The following is a 19,482-nucleotide window of genomic DNA, read 5'->3' on the forward strand; positions in this document are numbered from 1 at the left end:
TTTCATTTAGAAAATTTACCTATTCCTATTATGAATATACAATATCTTCTTCAAGGTACTCTTTAAATTTTCCCTTGAAACTATACTATCTACAAATCCATGTTTTAATAGAAATTCTGCACTTTGAAATCCATCGGGAAGTTTTTGCTTTATGGTCTGCTCTATTACTCTCTTTCCTGCAAATCCAACAAGTGCTCCAGGTTCTGCTAAAATTATATCACCAAGCATAGCAAAACTTGCTGTAACTCCACCAGTAGTAGGATCTGTAAGAACCGATATATATAAAAGTCCTGCATCATTCAACCTGTTTATAGCTCCACTTATCTTTGCCATTTGCATTAATGAAAAAATACCCTCCTGCATTCTAGCGCCTCCAGAAGCTGTAAAAATAATTAGAGGTATTTTTAACTCAATAGCTTTTTCTACAGCTCTAGTAATTTTCTCTCCTACCACGGAACCCATGCTTCCCATCATAAAATTACTATCCATAACACAAATTACTGCAGACTCTCCTCCTATAGTACCCTTTCCTGTAATTACAGCTTCTTTGAGGTTAGTCTTTTTCTGCATATTGCTGATTTTATCTTCATATCCTTTAAATCCTATAGGATTAGTAGACGTCATGTTTTCATCAAATTGGCAAAAGCTATCCTTATCTGTTATAAGATCTATTCTTTCTTTAGCATTCATCCTAAAATGATGCTTGCAATACTGGCATACCCTATTATTTTTTTCTAGATCCTGCTTATATAGTACCTTACCACATCCATCACATTTTACCCACATTCCATTTGGTATACTTGGCTTTGAATCTAAATCTTCATGGATATTATTTAAAGCCCTCTGACTAACTGTAATATATTTTGTTTTTTTAAAGAATTTATTTAACAAGCTTTATCACCTCTCTTATAAGATTGACCACCAAATCGTAAATAGTCAATTTATTTTATAGTAAAGCAATATAACTATTTTACTACAAATAAAGGAAGGAATTAATACTTGAAATTATTTTCTATAAACTTTGTATCATAAGTTCCTTCTATAAATTCCTTACTATCTATGAGTTCAAATTGGAAGTCTATATTGGTACTAACCCCTTCTATAATAAACTCTCCCAAGGCTCTCCTCATTCTGCATATAGCCTCATCCCTATCTTTTCCATATACAATGAGCTTTGCTATCATAGAATCATAATAGGGAGGAATATTATATCCCGAGTACACTGCACTATCTACTCTTACATTAAAACCTCCAGGTACATATAAGTCTTTTATCTTTCCTGGAGAAGGCATAAAACCTCTTTTTACATCTTCTGCATTTATTCTGCATTCTATAGAATGACCGGTTATCTTAACATCCTCTTGAGAAAAATCTAACTTTTCTCCTGCTGCAATTTTTATCTGTTCTTTTACAAGATCTATACCTGTTACCATTTCTGTTATAGCATGTTCTACTTGAATACGAGTATTCATCTCCATGAAATAGTAATTATTATTTTTGTCTAAAAGAAATTCTACAGTTCCAGCATTATTATAATGTACAGCCTTGGCTGCCCTTACAGCTGTTTCTCCCATGGATTTTCTAAGTTCTTCCGTAACTACCTTGCTAGGTGCTTCTTCCATTACTTTTTGATTTCTTCTCTGCATGGAACAGTCTCTTTCCCCCAGATAAACTACATTTTCAAAATTATCTCCAAGTATCTGAATTTCTACATGCTTTGGTCTTTCTATAAACTTTTCTAAGTATATAGTGTCATCTCCAAAGGCTGCACTAGCTTCAGCTTTAGCATTTTCATAATTTTTTATAATCTCAGATTCATCATATACGACTCTTATACCACGTCCACCACCGCCTGCAGAGGCTTTTATCATAACAGGATATCCTATTTTTCTTGCAGTTTCCAAAAGTTCTTCATTTGTTTTTATAGCACCATCTGACCCTGGAACGATAGGAACTCCTGCCTTTCCCATTATATCTCTAGCATTAGACTTATTGCCCATATTGTCAATACATTCCGGAGTAGGGCCTATAAAAGTAATATTACACTGTTTACATATACTTGCAAACTTACTGTTTTCAGATAAAAAACCAAATCCAGGATGAATAGCTTGCGCTCCTGATAAAACTGTGGCACTTATTATATTTTGTACGTTTAAATAACTTTCTTTAGGAGATGCCGGTCCTATACATATGGCTTCATCCGCCATCTGAGTATGAAGTGCATCCCTATCTGCTTCTGAATACACTGCTACAGTTTCTATTCCCATTTCCCTGCAAGCTCTAATTATCCTAACTGCTATTTCTCCTCTATTGGCAATCAAAATCTTATTAAACACTTTTAAAATTCAACTCCTGACAATTTAATTTTTGTCTCCTATCATAAACAACAATTCACCTTCAGCAGCTTTTTTGCCTTCCACATAGGCTACTGCCTTTCCAATTCCTGCAGGTCCTTTAATTTTTACAATCTCTGCTTCTAATTTAAGTGTGTCCCCAGGCACTACCTTTCTTCTGAATTTTGCCTTATTTATTCCTCCAAAGAAAGCTATTTTTCCTTTAAATTCTTCTTTGCTTAAAATAGCTACAGCTCCAGCCTGAGCTAATGCTTCTATTATAAGTACTCCAGGCATTACAGGTTCTTCTGGAAAATGTCCCTGAAAAAAATATTCATTAGCAGTAACATTCTTATATGCTATAACTTTCTTACCTGGCTCCATATACGTTACCTTATCCAACAAAAGAAATGGATATCTATGAGGAATAATTTGTTTTATTTCATTTATTCCAAAATTCACATTAAATTCGTCTTGTTCCATAAGTATTCTCCTCCCACAGCTGTTAAGATTCAGTTTTTATTTTAAATAGCGGCTGGCCATACTCTACCATCTGTTCATTCTTAACTAAAATATCCACTACTTCTCCATCTACCTCGCTTTGAATCTCATTCATAAGTTTCATAGCTTCTATTATACACAGAGTGTCTCCTTTTTTTACCTTAGATCCTACATTTACAAAAACAGGTTTTTCAGGTCCTGATGAATTGTAAAAAGTACCTACTATAGGTGACTTTACTTCTTTTATATTGCTGTCCTCTATATCATCATCTTTTTTTTCTTCAACTTTTTTTACCTTATCTATATTATCTTCTTTTGCTTCAATTTTGTCACTTTGTTTTTCAAAGACAGGTTTTACATTTTCTCCATTTCCTTTTACTATGTTTACCTGTTTTATATTTCCTTCTTCACCCTGCTTTTTCATAATTATAGATACGTTATCCCAATTAACTTCTAAATATCCAAGCTTTGAATTATCCATAGTTTTTATCATATTCTCAATTGCTTTAAAGTCCATATTTACTCACTCCACTTTTTTAATAAAATTACTGCATTATGTCCGCCAAATCCTAAAGAATTAGACATAACATATTTAAGTTCAGCCTTTCTTGCCTTGTTTGGAACATAATCTAAGTCACATTCCTCATCCTGAACTTTATATCCTACTGTAGGAGGTATAATTCCTTCTTCTAAAGCCTTAACACTTATTATAGCCTCTATTGCTCCTGCAGCTCCAAGCAAATGTCCAGTCATTGATTTTGTAGAGCTTATAGGTATATTCTTTGCATAATCTCCGAAAGCTTTTTTAATTGCCTCTGTTTCAACTTTATCATTTATTTTTGTACTTGTTCCATGAGCATTTATATAAGATACCTCTTCTTTTTCAATTCCAGCTTCTTCTATAGCAAGGCTCATAGCCCTTGCTGCGCCTTCACCACCTGGTGCTGGTGATGTCATATGATATGCATCACATGTAAAACCATATCCAACTAATTCCGCATATATTTTAGCTCCTCTTTTTTGAGCATGTTCTAATGACTCCAATATCAATATACCGGAACCTTCTCCCATTACAAATCCATCTCTTTCCTTATCAAAAGGAACAGATGCTCTTTTAGGGTCTGTGCTCTTAGTTAAAGTAGTTGCTGCAGCAAATCCAGCCATAGACAATGGTGTAATACATGCTTCGGTTCCACCTGCTATCATTACATCTGCGAGATTATTTTTAATCATTCTAAAAGCTTCACCCAAACAATTTGTACCTGTAGCACAAGCCGTAACTATATTGCTGCATGGTCCCTTAGCTCCAAATTTTATAGCTATATTTCCAGCAGCCATATTGCTTATAATCATTGGTATAAATAAAGGAGTTATTCTGTTAGGTCCTTTTTCCTCTAACACAGAATGTTGTTTTTCTATAGTTCCTATTCCCCCTATACCTGAACCAATAACTACTCCAAACCTTTCTTTCTCTACACTTTCAATATCAAGTTTAGAATCTTCTACAGCTTCCATTGCTGAAACCATAGCGAACTGACAAAATCTATCAAACCTTTTTGATTCTTTTCTGTCTAAATGCTCATGCGGATCAAATCCTTTAACTTCTGCTGCAACTTTTGCTTTATAATTTTCTGCATCAAAAGCCTTAATAAAGTCTATTCCACAAACTCCATTTTTTATATTATTCCAAAATGTATTGGTATCATTTCCTACTGGTGTAATTGCTCCAAGTCCTGTAATTACTACTCTCTTTTCCATATCTTTCACCAACCCTTAAAAATTTTTACATTACCATTCCACCATCTACGTTTATTACCTGACCTGTTACATAATCTGCACTTGGAGATGCTAAAAAGGCTACTACGTTTGCTACATCTTCAGCATTTCCAAATTTTTTTAGAGGTATATTATTTAATGTAGTATCTTTAACTTTATCTGAAAGAACTTCTGTCATATCGGTTTTTATAAAACCAGGTGCTACAGCATTCACATTTATTCCTCTTGATGCTAATTCTCTAGCTGTAGACTTCGTAATGCCTATTATTCCAGCTTTTGCTGCAGAATAGTTTACTTGGCCAGCATTCCCTGTAACTCCTACTACTGAAGATATACTTATTATTTTACCACTTCTTTGTTTAACCATTATAGGACTCACATGCCTTATACAATTAAAGGCTCCTTTTAAATTTACCTCTATTACTTTATCAAAGTCTTCTTCTTTCATTCTAAGTATCAGTCCATCTCTAGTTATTCCTGCATTATTTACGAGCACATCTATTCTACCGAAAGTATCTACTGCCTGCTTCATAATATTTTTTGCATCCTCAAATATACTTACGTCACCCTGAACTGCAATGGCTTCAGACCCTCTTTCCCTAATTTCATCTATTACTTTTTCTACTGAATTTAAGCTGCTTCTATAATTAACTACTATATTAAATCCGTCTTCTGCCAATTTAAGTGCAATGGCTCTTCCAATACCTTTAGCTCCGCCTGTAACTACCGCTGCCTTTTTACCAACAATATCCATTTTAATTCTCCTATCTATTTTTTAATTCTTCCACAGTAGAATTTAATGATTTAATATCCTGAACATTTAATATAAGGGCTTTTCTGTCTATTTTTCTTACAAATCCACTCAAAACCTTTCCAGGTCCTATTTCTACAAAAGTATCTGCCCCTGCTTCAATCATAGTATTTATACTTTTTTCAAAGAGTACAGTACTCATAACCTGCCTTTTCAAATAAGGTTTCACATTATCTAGTTTTTCAATTACCTCCCCTGTAACATTTGTTACAACTGGAATTGAAAACTCCTTAAGGGATAATTTATTTAATTCTCCTTCTAACTTTTCTGCTGCCGGCTTCAACATAGAAGTATGAAAAGGTCCGCTAACTGAAAGCTCTATAGCTCTGCGAGCCCCCCGCTCTTTTGCTAGCTTACAAGCAGCTTTTACAGCTTCTATTTCTCCTCCAATTACTACCTGACCCGGACAGTTCATATTTGAAGTTTCCACTATACCAAAAGAAGAACTATCTGCACATATTTTTTCCACTTTTACATAATCTAATCCTAGTATTGCGGCCATTGTACCAATACCTTCAGGCACTGCCTCCTGCATATACTTTCCTCTCTTTTTAACTAGGGAAACTGCTTCTTTAAATTCCATAACACCACTGCATACAAGAGCTGAATATTCACCAAGACTTAAACCTGCTGCTATATCAGGCTTAATTCCAAAGCCCTCCAATGCTCTTAAAGCTGCTATACTTGTAGTTAAAATTGCAGGTTGGGTATTTTCAGTTTTGTTTAAATCTTCTTCCGGACCTTCAAAACACATATTACTTATTGAAAAATCCAATACCTCATCCGCATCTTTAAACACATTTTTACATACATCTATATTTTCAAAAAGGTCTTTTCCCATACCTACGTACTGGGCTCCCTGTCCTGAAAATAAGAAAGCTATTTTACCCATATATACCTCCAAATTTTATTTTTAAAACATATTTTCAACTCTTTTTAAGTTCTCCTGAGTTTCTTTAAATATTTCCTGAATAATCTCATCACAGCTTTGTTCTTTACATACAAGCCCTGCTATCTGACCTGCCATAACAGAACCGTTATCTATATCTCCTTCTCGAACTGCCCTTGCAAGAGCTCCTCTTCCTAACTTTTCATATTCTTCCATAGGTGCTCCATTTTTCTCTAACAGCTGAAATTTTCTCACTAGTTTATTTCTAAGAACACGAACGGGATGGCCCGTGACCCTACCTGTAACCTGTGTATCTATATCTTTTGCCTTTAACACTTTTTCTTTATAATTTGCATGGACTGTACATTCATTTGCAACTAAAAATCTAGTTCCAAGCTGTATTCCCTGAGCTCCCAACATAAAAGCAGCTGCTGCACCTCTTCCGTCTCCAATACCACCTGCTGCAATTACAGGGATACTTACAGCATCTACTACTTGAGGTACTAATGACATAGTAGTAAGCTCTCCTACATGTCCTCCAGATTCACAGCCTTCTGCAATAACTGCATCCACTCCTGCTCTTTCCATTCTTTTAGCTAATGCTACAGATGCTACAACAGGTATAACCTTTATATCATTTTCCTTCCACATATCTATGTATTTTCCTGGGTTTCCTGCTCCAGTAGTTACAACTTTAACTTTTTCTTCACATGCCATCTTAGCTACTGCTTCAGCTGTTTCTGATAAAAGCATTATATTTACGCCAAAAGGTTTATCTGTAAGTTTTTTGGCCTTTCGTATTTCATCTCTTACCCATTCAAGTGGTGCGTTTCCAGTAATTATTCCAAGTCCTCCTGCATTTGATACTGCAGCTGCTAGTGAGCTGTCTGCAATCCAAGCCATCGCTCCTTGAATAATCGGATACTTTATTCCTACCATATTTGAAAATACAGAATTAATCATAAATTTAACCTCCCTTTATCCTCTTTAATTTTTTCTAATATCATTTTTAACCTCCAGAGTTTTATATAAATCATGAATTTATCTTTAATATAAATCCTCCATAGGTTAATCCTCCTCCAAAACCTACAATAAGTATTTTATCCCCTTTTTTAACTAAGTTTTTTTTGCGAACTTCATCTAGAGCTATTCCTATACTTGCAGCAGAGGTATTGCCATAAGCATCTAAATTGATGTAAAACCTATCCATACCTATTCCAAGTTTTTTTGCTGCACATTCTATTATCCTATAATTTGCCTGATGAGGAATTATATATTTAATTTCTTCTAAAGTACAATTAGCCTGTTGAAGCAGGGCTTTAACTGATTTTTCTAAAACTTTTACTCCAAATTTAAATATTTCTCTTCCTTCCATTCCAACTACACTCTTAATAGGGCTTATAACACCATCAACATAAGGATTGTTTACAGCTACTGCAGGACATGTTAATGAATCTCCCTTATTTCCATCTGATCCAGTATAAGTTGAAAGTATCTGATCTTCTTCTCCACTTTGCAAAAATGCAGCTGACGCACCATCACCAAACAATATACAAGTGCTTCTATCTTTCCAATCAAGTATTTTAGAAAATGTATCTGCTCCTATGACAAGAACATTTTTAAACCTTCCAGCCCTTATAAATTGAACTGCAATATCCATTGCATATGCAAAACCTGAACAAGCTGCCGATACATCAAAGCATGTAGCATTTACTGCCTTTATATTTTTCTGAACTATACAGGCAGTAGAAGGCATAAAGCTGTCTGGAGTAACAGTTGCAAGCACTATAAGTTCAATATCTTCTACACTTATTTTAGCATCTTTAATTGCCTCTATAGCTGCTTTTGTTGCCATATCTGAGGTATCTTCTCCTTGAGATATCCTTCTCTCCTTTATCCCTGTTCTGCTTGTTATCCATTCATCACTGGTATCTACTATGAGAGACAGATCATTATTATCCACAATCTTGGGAGGAACATAGCTTCCTGTACCTGTAATTTCTACTTTATTCATTATTCTTCTCCTTTGATCCAATTTTTAGATTATACTTTGATCTGAAGAAATTATTGAGTTTCTCCAATGATTTAATTAAAACCCCTTCTTCTTCTTCCGTTAACTCTCCTACGATTTCTTCAACCATATTAGAATGAAACTTATGGTGAACTCTAAAGGCAAGTTTTCCTTCTTGGGTCAACTGTATGTATACAATTCTTCTATCTTCTTTACTCCTTGTTCGTGTAACATATTGCTTTCTTTCTAAACGATTTATGGCCGTAGTTAAGGTCCCCATAGTTATATCTAGTTGACAAGCAACATCTTTCATTCTCTTCGGTTTATCCATACCTATAGCTTCTATAGTGTGTACCTCCGTAACAGATAAATCTTTAAATGTTGCATATTGAAGGGATTTTTGTTCTATTACTAAAATATCGTTAAAAAGATCTACTAACAATTCATTTATAACATTTATACCTTTGTTCACTAGATCACCACTTTGACAATTAATTTATGCCACTTATATCAAATACTTTCTGCCTCTAAAACTAACTCTTTCATAAGTTCCTTAACCTTTACAATTTTGTTTACCCTATAAGCATTACTTCCAACAAAAATAAGCCCTTCATCTATATTTCCTTTAACAGCATTGATCAGTGCTCTAGATATACAATAAGGAGTTTCCTTAGGATTACACTTTTTCAAACAATTGTAACACCTTTTAGGCGCAATTCTCCCTTCTTCAGCTTGCCTTATAAGCTTATTTCTTAAAGCTCTTCCAGGAAGCCCTACAGGACTTTTTATTATTTTTATATCCTCTTTTTCTGAATCTATGTATGCCTTTTTAAAGTTTATGCTAGCATCACATTCTTCAGTTGCCACAAAACGTGTTCCCATCTGTACTGCATCTACACCCAACTTGAAGAATTTTGCAATATCCGCTCCTGTATATATTCCACCACCTGCTGCTACAGGAATATTTTTATTATATTTTTCTCTAAAATATTTAACTACTTTGATTACTTCACATACTATATCTTCTAAACATTCTTTTCCCTCTTGCAATTGTTCTAAATGAAATCCCAAATGTCCCCCAGCTTTAGGTCCTTCTACTACAACTAAATCCGGAAGTCTAGAATATTTTTTCAACCAGTGTCTAATTATAAGAGAAGCTGCCTTTCCTGAAGAAACTATAGGTGCTATCTTTATGCTGCTTCCCTCAACAAGCTTAGGTAGATTAAGTGGAAGTCCTGCTCCGGATATTATAATATCAGCTTTTTCCTCGATACAAGTCTTTACCATATCATTATAATCATTTATAGCCACCATAATATTTGCTCCAATTATACCTTTAGGACTTAATTCTTTAGCTTTTTGTATTTCCTTTCTCAATGCTCTAAGGTTAGCCTCCGTTGGGTTAGCTTCAAAATCAGGTTCTCTATATCCTATCTGCACTGTAGAAATTATACCTATGCCACCTTCATTTGCTACTGCCTGTGCTAAATTATGTAGGGAAATTCCTACGCCCATTCCACCTTGTATAATAGGTATTTTAGCTTTTAGATCTCCTATGATTAATGGAGGTAATTTCATGTGACCCCCTCCTTCAAATAATTTTTGATACTCGAATATTTTGATATTCAAAGTATATATTAAAAACTTTTAACTGTCCAGCATCTTAAAATTTTAAGATTAAAGACTACTATATCCTAAAATTTAATTTTATCCTATTTGCCTTAGTATAATCAAGTAATTTTAATATAATATTAAAATAAAATAGTTTAAAACTATGTCTTTAAACTCTATAATATAATAAATTGAAAAGTTAGTAAACTTAAATATAGAAAATAATTCCAAAAGTATTACATTGTTATACTTTTTATATTTTGTTATAATATTTATATGATAGCTTTTTAAAACAAAGCTTATAAAGGTAGGTAAAAAATATATGAGTACTTTTGTATTTAAGACTGCTGAAGCTAATTATACTCCTGTAAGCAACGTTTTTATAGATAAGTTTATGCCTAAAGCCCGAGGGGAATTTGTTAAAGTATACCTGCTTGGGCTAAAATATTGCAAATCAGGTGAGTTAGGAGTTAGCTCTCAAATTGTTGCAAGTGCTTTGCATCTTTTAGAAACGGATGTTTTAAATGCTTGGAACTACTGGAATGACGAAAATGTTATTAAAATGGTACCTGTTGACAATATGGGGAATTATAACATAGAATTTTTAGATTTATCAGATAGAGACAATGAAAAAGAAGATGATATAAATTTACTTGAAGAATTAAATAAAACTTCTATTAAAGATATGCTTGAAGACATAGAAAAATCCTTGGGTAGGACCTTGTCTTCAAAAGAAATGACTATGTACATAAGCTGGTTAAATGATTTTAATTTTTCTCCAGAGATTATACTTCTTTTAGTTCAATACTGTGCTTTAAAAGGTAAAACCAACAGCAGATATATAGAAAAAACTGCAATATCTTGGTTTGACGCTAAAATAAAAGATATAAATGATGCACAGTCTTTTATAAAAAAACATGAAGATAAATGGATTAAAATAAGAAAAATTTTAGGCTATCTTGGTATAAAAGATGGGGAAATAATGAAGCCTCAAGAGGATTTACTTTCTAAATGGATTCAAGCTTATAATTTCTCAGTGGAAATTATATATAAAGCTTGTGATATATGTTTTCAAAGAATAAATAAGGCTGACTTTAAATATATTGATGGAATATTAACAAGCTGGAATAAAGATAAAATTAAGACATTAGAAGATATAGAAAAAAAGGATTTAAAGAAAGTAAATAAAAGCAATTTTAAAAATGTAAAGAGAATTACAGAAAATAAAAGTTCAAAAGGAACCTTCAACAATTTTAAACAGAGAAACTATGACTTTAAAGACTTGGAGAAAAAACTACTAGGATGGGATAAGAATGATTAAAAGCTATCACTCTAATATAATGAAGATATATGAAAAAATAAGAGACGATGATAAAAAGGCTTTAGGCTTACGGAAGGAAGAAATTAAAAAAAACCTACCTGAAGTATTAAACATACAAAATCAAATAGGTAGACTTTCCTTAAAATTATCAATAAATATATTAAACAATGTTTCAAACAAGGATATTTACTTAAAGGAGCTTCACCAAAAAATTTCAGATTTAAGGATAAAAAAAGCTCATATTTTAACATCTAATAATTATCCTGTAAATTATTTAGATATGTCCTATAAATGTGATAAATGCAAAGATACTGGATTCATTGGGAACAAAAAATGCAACTGTTACAAACAAAAACTTATTAAACTTTACTATAGCAATTCTGACTTCAAAAATATGTTAGTTAAGAATAACTTCGATAACTTTAACTTTCAACTATATTCCTCCACCAAAAGTGAGGGAAATCCTACAAGCCCTAGAAAAAATATAGAAATAATAGCATCTACATCGTGGAAATACATAGAAAATTTTTCTAACTGCAGCGAGAATTTATTATTTTATGGATCTGCCGGAACTGGAAAGACCTTCTTATCAAATTGTATAGCAAAAGAATTGATAGACAGAGGTTTTTTAGTAATTTATAGAACCTCTGAATCCTTGATTAAAGACCTAAAGGATATAAGGTTCAACAATAGCATAGAATTAGAAGATATTTTAATGAATTGTGATCTACTTATAATAGATGATTTAGGATCTGAACAAATAACCGATTTTTCTAAAACTGAACTATTTAACCTTTTAAATAAAAAACTATTGAAACAAAGCAAAATGCTTGTATCAACAAACTATGACTTAGAAGAAATTTTAAAATGCTATTCAGAGAGAATTTCATCTAGATTGCTTGGAGAATTTACCTTATACAAATTTTTCGGAGAGGACATAAGAATAAAACAAAATATACAAAATAAAAATTTCAAATAAAATATCTAAATAAAAAAAATAAGAATGTATTTAAAAATACATTCTTATTTTTGGTGCTGGCAGTAGGAATCGAACCCACGACCTACTGATTACAAGTCAGTTGCTCTACCTGCTGAGCCATGCCAGCACATATGGCGACTCAGGAGGGGATCGAACCCTTGACCTCCGGCGTGACAGGCCGGCACTCTAACCAGCTGAGCTACTGAGCCATATGTGGTGGGCACAACAGGGCTCGAACCTGTGACCCTCTGCTTGTAAGGCAGATGCTCTCCCAGCTGAGCTATGCGCCCACATATACTTACTCTTGGTGACCCCTAGCAGACTTGAACTGCTGTTACCACCGTGAAAGGGTGGTGTCTTAACCACTTGACCAAGGGGCCTTATACTGTTTTATTAAGTCGTACCTGACGACCTGACATACACTATAATACAAAATTTTTTATAAAGTGTCAATACTTTTTTGTGATATTTTATTGGACATCTTTAGGCTTTTCTTTGTAATCCCTTATGTATCAACGTATTAAGTAAATTTCATAATTTAAAATTTCTCATATAATTTTGAATCTAAAAGCAAAAAACGGCCTTCTTATAATAAAATTTGTACTTTAATAACCTTTTGATTCCATGTATCCTATATATTCCATTACAATTAATGCTGTATCCTCTATTGCCCTTTTTGTCACATCTATTACCTTACACCTTAATCTTCTTATAAGCTTATCTGAAAATTCTAATTCCTGAAGAACCCTTTCTTCATTTGCATACTTAAACCTATTAGATATAGTATTGTATCTATCTATTCTATGTTTTCTTACTTCGATTAAGTGGACTGGATCTATAGTAAGGGCTACAATCTTTTTTCTATCAATCTCAAACAACTCCTCTGGCACAGGTACTTCCGGCATAAGCGGTATGTTCAAAGCTTTTATTCCCTTATTTGCAAGGTACATACAAAGTGGCGTTTTAGAAGTTCTAGAAAGGCCTAAAAGAACAACATCCGCATATTTTATTCCTGAATTATCCTTGCTATCATCATACTTTATGGCAAACTCTACTGCCTCTACCTTTTTATAATACTCAGAATCTATTTCCCATACAGCACCTGGCCTATATTCAGGTATTTTATTTAGTATCCTTGATACCATACTTATACAAGGTCCTAAAATATTATTTATAGGAATACCACATTCTACACACCTTTGAACCAGAAATTCTCTTACTTCTACAAGGACTATTGTAGATATAACCATGATATTTTCTTTGCTTTCTAACCCATTTATAAATTCATTTACATCCTCATAACTCTTTATATAAGGTACCCTATGTACTTCTATCTCTGAATAAAATTGGCTAGCAGCACCTTTAGCAACAAGTTCTGCAGTCTCACCTATAGAGTCAGAAACTGCATATATTTTAAGCATAAAAAACCTCCTAAGCTTTATGTTTTTTCGTAAGTTCTACAAGTGCGCATCCTTTTACTGCAGAAATTCCATTATTACTGCAGAAATTTAATATTTCCTCACTTTCTGCACCTGGCTGTATTAATATTTTGTCTATACCAATCTCAAAAGCCTTTTTAACTATATCAATACCAGTTTTAGGATTTATGCATAAATCAAGTACATCTACTTTAAAAGGTATTTCACTTAAAGATTTGTATACCTTTCCGCTAGCATCTCTAGGATTCACTCCCTCTGCATTATACATTGCACCCTTAAGAGAACTTAATATTTTAAAAGCATATTTTTCTTCATTAGACACATCACCAACTACTACCCAGTTCTTATAGTATAGAAAATTAGCAGCTTCCATTTGGACAACACTCCTTTTTACAAAATATATAATATATAAGGTTATAGAAACGAATTTTTACTTCGTTCATGTTTATAATGTTGTTTTTATTATATTACAAACTGCAGTTAAATATATATTTTTTTGCAAACTGTATTAAAAAAAGTACAAGTAAGTTAAAATATAGCTATAAATGAATTTTTTTAAATAGGAGATGTATCTACATGTTTCATGAAATCATAGTAATTGGTGCAGGTGCTTCTGGTATCATGGCTGCAATTACAGTAAAAGACAGAGGAAAAGACGTAGCAATTTTAGAATCTAAAAGTAGAATAGGTAATAAAATATTATCAACTGGAAATGGTAGATGTAATATAACTAATAAAAATATAGATTTTTGCAGATATCACAGTAAAAATACTCATTTTTTTGAAAGTGTCTTAAATAGTTTTTCCCTTGACGACACAATAAACTTTTTTAATTCACTAGGTCTTCCGATTACAACCTTGGAAAATGGAAGGATGTATCCCCTTTCTCTTCAATCATCTTCCGTACTAGATATATTAAAAATGGCTATTGAAGATCGAAATATACCTGTTTATTTAAATTCAAAAGTCAGTAATATAGCCTTTAATAAAAAATCCTTTAAAATATACTGTAATGATGAAATTTACGAATGTAATAAACTAATATTATGTACAGGTGGCAAATCTGCCCCTAATACAGGATCTGACGGTTCGGGATTTACTCTATGTAAAAACCTTGGCCACAGTATAATACCTCCCCTTCCTGGCCTTGTACAGTTGAAATTAAGCTATAATCATTTAAAAGCCTTATCGGGAGTAAAATTCAATGGGTATGTATATATAATTGTGGATAATATAATACAAAAAAGGGAATATGGAGAAATATTATTTACAGACTATGGAATATCAGGGCCACCTATACTTGATATAAGTCGTATAGCCTCCTGTAATTTATTTAGTAAAAAGTCCGTTAAGATCAAAATTGACATGCTTCCAGATTTTGAAGAAAAGGATTTAATAGAATTCTTAGAAAATCGTTGGGGAACTTTTGGTTACAGAAGTATATTCGACTCCTTCATAGGAGTGATAAATAAAAAAATCATACCTATACTTTTAAAGGAATCATCCGTTGAAGATATTCACAAACCATGTAGTGAATTAAACTGGCAGGAAAAAAAGAATATATGTCGCTTGCTCAAATCCTGGCAATTTACAGTATATGATACTAATTCCTTCAAAAATTCTCAAGTTACCTGCGGAGGAGTCGACACCTCTCAAGTAAATAGCATTACTTTAGAATCAAAAAAAATAAAAAATTTATATCTTGCAGGAGAGATTTTGGATGTGGATGGTGACTGTGGTGGTTTTAATTTACAATGGGCCTGGAGTTCAGGATTTACTGCAGGGAAAAGTGCTGCTGAAACATAATTCATCAGCCTTTCTCTCTGCTTTTTATTCTTCATTTTTATCCCAAACCGCTTCTATTACTGATAATTCCTTTTCCTCTTGATCTACTATCTTATGCAGAGATATATAACTATTTTGTTTCTTTTGCAGTTTAGTATATATTTTTATTTTTTCTCCATATAATGCCTCTTTTTCATAAGTTATATTTAGATTTTTTATAGTAAAATTAAGCACTATATCAAGAGGTATAGTTTCCACAATCCAGTCTACATACTTAACATTATTGACATGCCTGTTGGTATCTATATCACTGTATCTTACATTAAAACTTTTTTCTATGTCAAACTGTTCTGGTAACTTTATCTTTTTAATGATCAACGGTTTTATCTCATTTTCAGCTACACCATACATTTTATACATATCTTCAGTTATCCTGATTACTTTACGTTTTTCCTTATCTATAAGAAGCCATATTGAATTGGCTGATGCAATGACATTTCCCTTATCATCTAAAGCCTTAAAGGTCCTATATCCATAGAACTTTCTAAAGGAATATGCTTTAGTTTGAACTGCTATTTTTTCACCATAATTAGGATGCCTATCAATATGTATATCCCATTTATATAGTACCCAAGCTACCCCTTTTCGTTTTAAGTAATCAAGTCCTCCTCCTATGTCTTCTGATTGTTTTGTAGATACATCTTCAAAATAATTCATAAGACTTGTTACAAGCAACTTCTTTCTAAAATCTATTTCATAGTATTGGACCTCGTATTCTTTTTCAGTAACTAACTTTCCCAATTTTATTTACCCTCCTCACCTTATGCATTTTGATCACATCTATATTATAATATAATTTTCATTTTTTCTGTAGAATAAAATTGCTAAAGATAAAAAATTCACCCTTAAATAAACTTAATTTAATAAATTTATTTAAGGGTGATAAATTTAATTTATCCGATGACTACCTGCTCTAATCCTCCTTCTTCTCCAAGTAGGAGTAAAGAGCAGCTACGTCCCTGGATAACGATTTTCCCTAAAGGATAACGCCTTCTAAGTGCTGAAGCACTAAGAAGCCTGTTAATAAGCATCAGGTGGAGCCAAAACTCCATATGATGCCAAGAACTCTGTTTATATTTCACTTACATCTATTGTCTGATCTCTTCTTGGTCCAACAGATACTATAGATACTTTTGTTCCCGTAAATTCTTCTATTCTATTTAAATATTTTTTAGCATTCTGTGGTAACTCGTCATAAGTTTTGGCATTTTCTATTTCCCTGCCCCAACCTTCAAATTCTTCATATACAGGTTCACATTTAGCTAAATCTTCTAAACTTGCAGGTACGTAGTCTATAACTTTTCCATTAAATTTATATCCTACACATGCTTTTACCCTTTCAAGTCCTGCTAAAGTATCTATTTTTGTAATAGCAAAGCTTGTAAGTCCAGAAACTCTGCTGCTAGTCTTAAGTATTACTAGATCTAGCCATCCACATCTTCTAGCTCTTCCTGTAGTAACTCCATATTCATGACCATTTTCCCTAATCCATTCTCCTGTTTTGTCAAAAAGCTCTGTAGGGAAAGGTCCTTTTCCTACTCTTGTAGTATACGCCTTTGCAATACCTACTGCTCCTGTTATCATAGTAGGTCCTATTCCTGAACCAATACATACTCCACCAGCAATAGTGCTTGAAGATGTAACATAAGGATAAGTTCCATAATCTATATCTAGCAAAGTACCCTGTGCACCTTCAAATAATACCTTTTTTCCACCTTTTATACTATTATATACTTCTACAGATATATCTTTAACATAAGGGGCTAATTTCTTTGCATAATCAATATATTCATTGTATATAGTATCAAAGTCAAGAGCCTTTTCTCCATAAACCTTAGTTATTATGTCATTCTTTATTTTTAAATTTTCTTTTAGGTTTTCTTCAAATATGTTCTGGTGCATAAGGTCACAAACCCTTATGCCGCTTCTTTCCATTTTATCCGTATAGCACGGTCCAATTCCTTTTCCTGTAGTTCCTATATCTTTTTTACCTCTTGCTCTCTCTTTTATACCGTCTAATATCTTATGGTACGGCATAATAAGTTGGGCTCTATCACTTATTATTAAATTTTCAGGTGATATGTCTACTCCTAGGTCTTTTAAATAATCCATTTCTTCAAATAATGCTTTTGGATCAAGCACTACTCCATTTCCAATTACATTCACCTTATCTTTATACAATATTCCAGATGGTACAAGATGAAGTTTATATTGCTTATCTCCTACTTCAACTGTATGACCTGCATTATTTCCACCTTGAAATCTGACAACAACATCTGCCCCTTTTGCAAGATAATCTGTCATCTTTCCTTTTCCTTCATCACCCCATTGGGATCCTAAAACAATAAATGCTGACATGAGAATTTCCTCCCCTTTTTTTGTATAACCCAAATCTTTCAAAATAATATATAATAATTTACAATTACTTGCTAACTATGTCTCTTCCAACTACTACACCTGTTACTGATGCCTGCATAAGTCCTCTTGTAATACCTGCACCATCTCCTATGGCATATAAATTCTTTATAGGAGTTTCAAACTTATCATTTGTATCAAATTTACTAGAATAGAATTTTACCTCCACTCCATACAAAAGTGTATTTTTACTATAAAGTCCTGGTGCAACATTATTAAAAGCTTTTAGTGCCTCGACTATAGATGTAAGATATCTCTGAGGCAAAACATAACTTAAGTCTCCAGGCACTGCTGATTTTAAAGTTGGAATAGTAGTAGATTTTTTAAGTCTTGAATAATCAGTCCTTCTTCCATTTAATAAATCTCCCAGCCTTTGCACCATTATGCCATTTCCAGTAAGCATATTTCCAAGCTTTGCAATATACTTACCATAGGTTATAGGTTGGTTGAAGGGCTCCGTAAAGGATGTAGAAACGAGCATTGCAAAGTTTGTATTTTCTGTTCTCAATTCTTTTTCTTCATAACTATGCCCATTTACAACTGCTATGGTGCCATCATAGTGCTCTTCTGATACTACACCACCTGGATTCATGCAAAAAGTTCTAACCTTATTATCAAAAGTATCAGAATAATATACAAGTTTGGCTTCATATAAGTCTTTAGTCAAATGATCCATTATTGAATTTGGTACTTCAACTCGAACACCTATATCTACAGCATTATTTGTAGTTCTTAATTTTAACTTTTTGGATTGATTTGAAAACCATTCTGCACCACCCCTGCCTGGAGCAACTACTACATTATCTGCTAAAACCTTTTTCTTACCATCCTTGTTCTCCACACAAACTCCAATTACACTATCACCTTCTACCAATATCTCATCTACTGTAGTAAGTTCACTAAATTCAGTGTTTGTGTTATTCAAAAGATGGTAATACATTTTTTTCAGTACTTCATAGGCTAACTCTGTTCCCAGGTGCCTAACAGGACACTGTATAAGACGAATATTATATTTGCTTGCTTCATATTTTATCTTATCTATATTTTCATTGTTTAATCCATATACAACCTTGTTAGCTCCAAAATTTAAATATATATCATCACAATATTTTATTAACCTTTTACATTCATCTTCTGAAAAATACTCTAAAATTCTACCCCCGACTTCTGGGCTTAAAGAAAGCTTTCCATCAGAAAAAGCTCCTGCACCTGACCAGCCAGAAGTGATACCACATGGATTGCAATTTACACACTTTCCATTTATCCTAGCCGGACACTTTCTATCCTCTATATTTCTGCCTTTATCAATTATAAGTACACTTAGATTTTTGTTAAGCTTTGTAACTTCTAAAGCAGTAAATATTCCCGCAGGACCAGCTCCAACTATTATTACATCATATTTTTCTTTCAAATAGCATCCCTCCTACAATATGGTATCAAAATTGTATGTTACAGTCAACAGAAAAGTACGAATAATTTTTATTAAAATAATAATAAAATTCGTAAAACTCCATAGTTAAATTTTCTGTAACAAGTTTTTCCTTTCATCAT

19 protein-coding genes and 4 tRNA genes are annotated in these 19,482 nt (G+C 32.8%); 3 read left to right on the forward strand and 20 right to left on the reverse strand.

Features of this window, described 5'->3' with window-relative positions; translation table 11 throughout:
* Window positions 1–15: 15 nt before the first annotated feature.
* From accD to CLAU_RS09965, 11 genes are all read right to left on the reverse strand, one after another.
* On the reverse strand, window positions 16–891 hold the full coding sequence (accD, locus tag CLAU_RS20985) for an acetyl-CoA carboxylase, carboxyltransferase subunit beta (RefSeq protein WP_013240782.1): 876 nt from the start codon (window positions 889–891) through the stop codon (window positions 16–18).
* A gap of 101 nt (window positions 892–992) precedes the next feature.
* The gene (locus tag CLAU_RS09920) at window positions 993–2,336 is read right to left on the reverse strand and encodes an acetyl-CoA carboxylase biotin carboxylase subunit (protein WP_013240783.1); all 1,344 of its coding nucleotides are present in this window, start codon (window positions 2,334–2,336) and stop codon (window positions 993–995) included.
* Window positions 2,337–2,360: 24 nt separating this feature from the next.
* Window positions 2,361–2,816, reverse strand: a complete 456-nt coding sequence (gene fabZ, locus CLAU_RS09925) for a 3-hydroxyacyl-ACP dehydratase FabZ (RefSeq protein WP_013240784.1) — start codon at window positions 2,814–2,816, stop codon at window positions 2,361–2,363.
* Between the two features lie 22 nt (window positions 2,817–2,838).
* On the reverse strand, window positions 2,839–3,351 hold the full coding sequence (accB, locus tag CLAU_RS09930; RefSeq protein ID WP_013240785.1) for an acetyl-CoA carboxylase biotin carboxyl carrier protein: 513 nt from the start codon (window positions 3,349–3,351) through the stop codon (window positions 2,839–2,841).
* Between the two features lie 2 nt (window positions 3,352–3,353).
* Window positions 3,354–4,592: a beta-ketoacyl-ACP synthase II gene (gene fabF / locus CLAU_RS09935; protein WP_013240786.1), complete on the reverse strand. Its 1,239-nt coding sequence runs from the start codon at window positions 4,590–4,592 to the stop codon at window positions 3,354–3,356.
* Between the two features lie 25 nt (window positions 4,593–4,617).
* Complete coding sequence (gene fabG, locus CLAU_RS09940) at window positions 4,618–5,364, reverse strand: 3-oxoacyl-[acyl-carrier-protein] reductase (RefSeq protein ID WP_013240787.1); 747 nt, start codon at window positions 5,362–5,364, stop codon at window positions 4,618–4,620.
* Between the two features lie 10 nt (window positions 5,365–5,374).
* The gene (fabD, locus tag CLAU_RS09945; RefSeq protein WP_013240788.1) at window positions 5,375–6,313 is read right to left on the reverse strand and encodes an ACP S-malonyltransferase; all 939 of its coding nucleotides are present in this window, start codon (window positions 6,311–6,313) and stop codon (window positions 5,375–5,377) included.
* A gap of 21 nt (window positions 6,314–6,334) precedes the next feature.
* Complete coding sequence (fabK, locus tag CLAU_RS09950; protein WP_013240789.1) at window positions 6,335–7,273, reverse strand: enoyl-[acyl-carrier-protein] reductase FabK; 939 nt, start codon at window positions 7,271–7,273, stop codon at window positions 6,335–6,337.
* Between the two features lie 70 nt (window positions 7,274–7,343).
* Entirely contained in the window at window positions 7,344–8,324 is a 981-nt protein-coding gene (locus tag CLAU_RS09955) for a beta-ketoacyl-ACP synthase III (RefSeq protein ID WP_013240790.1), read from the reverse strand.
* Window positions 8,317–8,793 (reverse strand): MarR family winged helix-turn-helix transcriptional regulator, encoded by a 477-nt coding sequence (locus tag CLAU_RS09960; protein ID WP_013240791.1) that lies wholly within the window; start codon window positions 8,791–8,793, stop codon window positions 8,317–8,319. The genes CLAU_RS09955 and CLAU_RS09960 overlap by 8 nt, the downstream gene beginning before the upstream one ends.
* Window positions 8,794–8,831: 38 nt before the next feature.
* Entirely contained in the window at window positions 8,832–9,899 is a 1,068-nt protein-coding gene (locus CLAU_RS09965; protein WP_013240792.1) for an NAD(P)H-dependent flavin oxidoreductase, read from the reverse strand.
* Between the two features lie 355 nt (window positions 9,900–10,254).
* Between CLAU_RS09965 and CLAU_RS09970 the strand changes: the two genes are divergently transcribed.
* Window positions 10,255–11,253, forward strand: coding sequence for a DnaD domain protein (locus CLAU_RS09970; protein ID WP_013240793.1), 999 nt, complete (start codon window positions 10,255–10,257; stop codon window positions 11,251–11,253).
* On the forward strand, window positions 11,246–12,232 hold the full coding sequence (locus tag CLAU_RS09975; protein WP_013240794.1) for an ATP-binding protein: 987 nt from the start codon (window positions 11,246–11,248) through the stop codon (window positions 12,230–12,232). Before CLAU_RS09970 ends, CLAU_RS09975 begins: the two co-directional genes overlap by 8 nt.
* A 51-nt stretch (window positions 12,233–12,283) precedes the next feature.
* Here CLAU_RS09975 and CLAU_RS09980 read toward each other — a convergent pair.
* The 6 genes from CLAU_RS09980 to CLAU_RS10005 form a co-directional block, all read right to left on the reverse strand.
* A tRNA-Thr gene (locus tag CLAU_RS09980) sits at window positions 12,284–12,359 on the reverse strand.
* A 5-nt stretch (window positions 12,360–12,364) separates the two neighbouring features.
* Window positions 12,365–12,441 (reverse strand) — tRNA-Asp (locus CLAU_RS09985).
* Between the two features lie 5 nt (window positions 12,442–12,446).
* Window positions 12,447–12,522 (reverse strand) — tRNA-Val (locus tag CLAU_RS09990).
* 15 nt (window positions 12,523–12,537) lie between these two features.
* A tRNA-Glu gene (locus tag CLAU_RS09995) sits at window positions 12,538–12,612 on the reverse strand.
* A 225-nt stretch (window positions 12,613–12,837) separates the two neighbouring features.
* Entirely contained in the window at window positions 12,838–13,653 is an 816-nt protein-coding gene (locus CLAU_RS10000) for a pyruvate, water dikinase regulatory protein (RefSeq protein ID WP_013240795.1), read from the reverse strand.
* 10 nt (window positions 13,654–13,663) lie between these two features.
* Complete coding sequence (locus CLAU_RS10005) at window positions 13,664–14,044, reverse strand: CoA-binding protein (RefSeq protein WP_013240796.1); 381 nt, start codon at window positions 14,042–14,044, stop codon at window positions 13,664–13,666.
* A 203-nt stretch (window positions 14,045–14,247) separates the two neighbouring features.
* Between CLAU_RS10005 and CLAU_RS10010 the strand changes: the two genes are divergently transcribed.
* Window positions 14,248–15,477, forward strand: coding sequence for a BaiN/RdsA family NAD(P)/FAD-dependent oxidoreductase (locus tag CLAU_RS10010; protein ID WP_013240797.1), 1,230 nt, complete (start codon window positions 14,248–14,250; stop codon window positions 15,475–15,477).
* A gap of 24 nt (window positions 15,478–15,501) precedes the next feature.
* Here CLAU_RS10010 and CLAU_RS10015 read toward each other — a convergent pair whose 3' ends face one another.
* From CLAU_RS10015 to CLAU_RS10025, 3 genes are all read right to left on the reverse strand, one after another.
* Window positions 15,502–16,257, reverse strand: a complete 756-nt coding sequence (locus CLAU_RS10015; protein ID WP_013240798.1) for an acyl-[acyl-carrier-protein] thioesterase — start codon at window positions 16,255–16,257, stop codon at window positions 15,502–15,504.
* 330 nt (window positions 16,258–16,587) lie between these two features.
* Entirely contained in the window at window positions 16,588–17,874 is a 1,287-nt protein-coding gene (locus CLAU_RS10020) for an adenylosuccinate synthase (protein ID WP_013240799.1), read from the reverse strand.
* A gap of 64 nt (window positions 17,875–17,938) precedes the next feature.
* Window positions 17,939–19,342 carry an NAD(P)/FAD-dependent oxidoreductase gene (locus CLAU_RS10025; protein ID WP_013240800.1) on the reverse strand — a complete coding sequence of 468 codons (1,404 nt, stop codon included), beginning with the start codon at window positions 19,340–19,342 and terminating at the stop codon, window positions 17,939–17,941.
* Window positions 19,343–19,482 lie beyond the last annotated feature (140 nt).

The sequence above is a fragment of the Clostridium autoethanogenum DSM 10061 genome, from assembly GCF_001484725.1.
In the GTDB taxonomy this organism is placed as follows: Bacteria; Bacillota; Clostridia; order Clostridiales; family Clostridiaceae; genus Clostridium_B; species Clostridium_B ljungdahlii.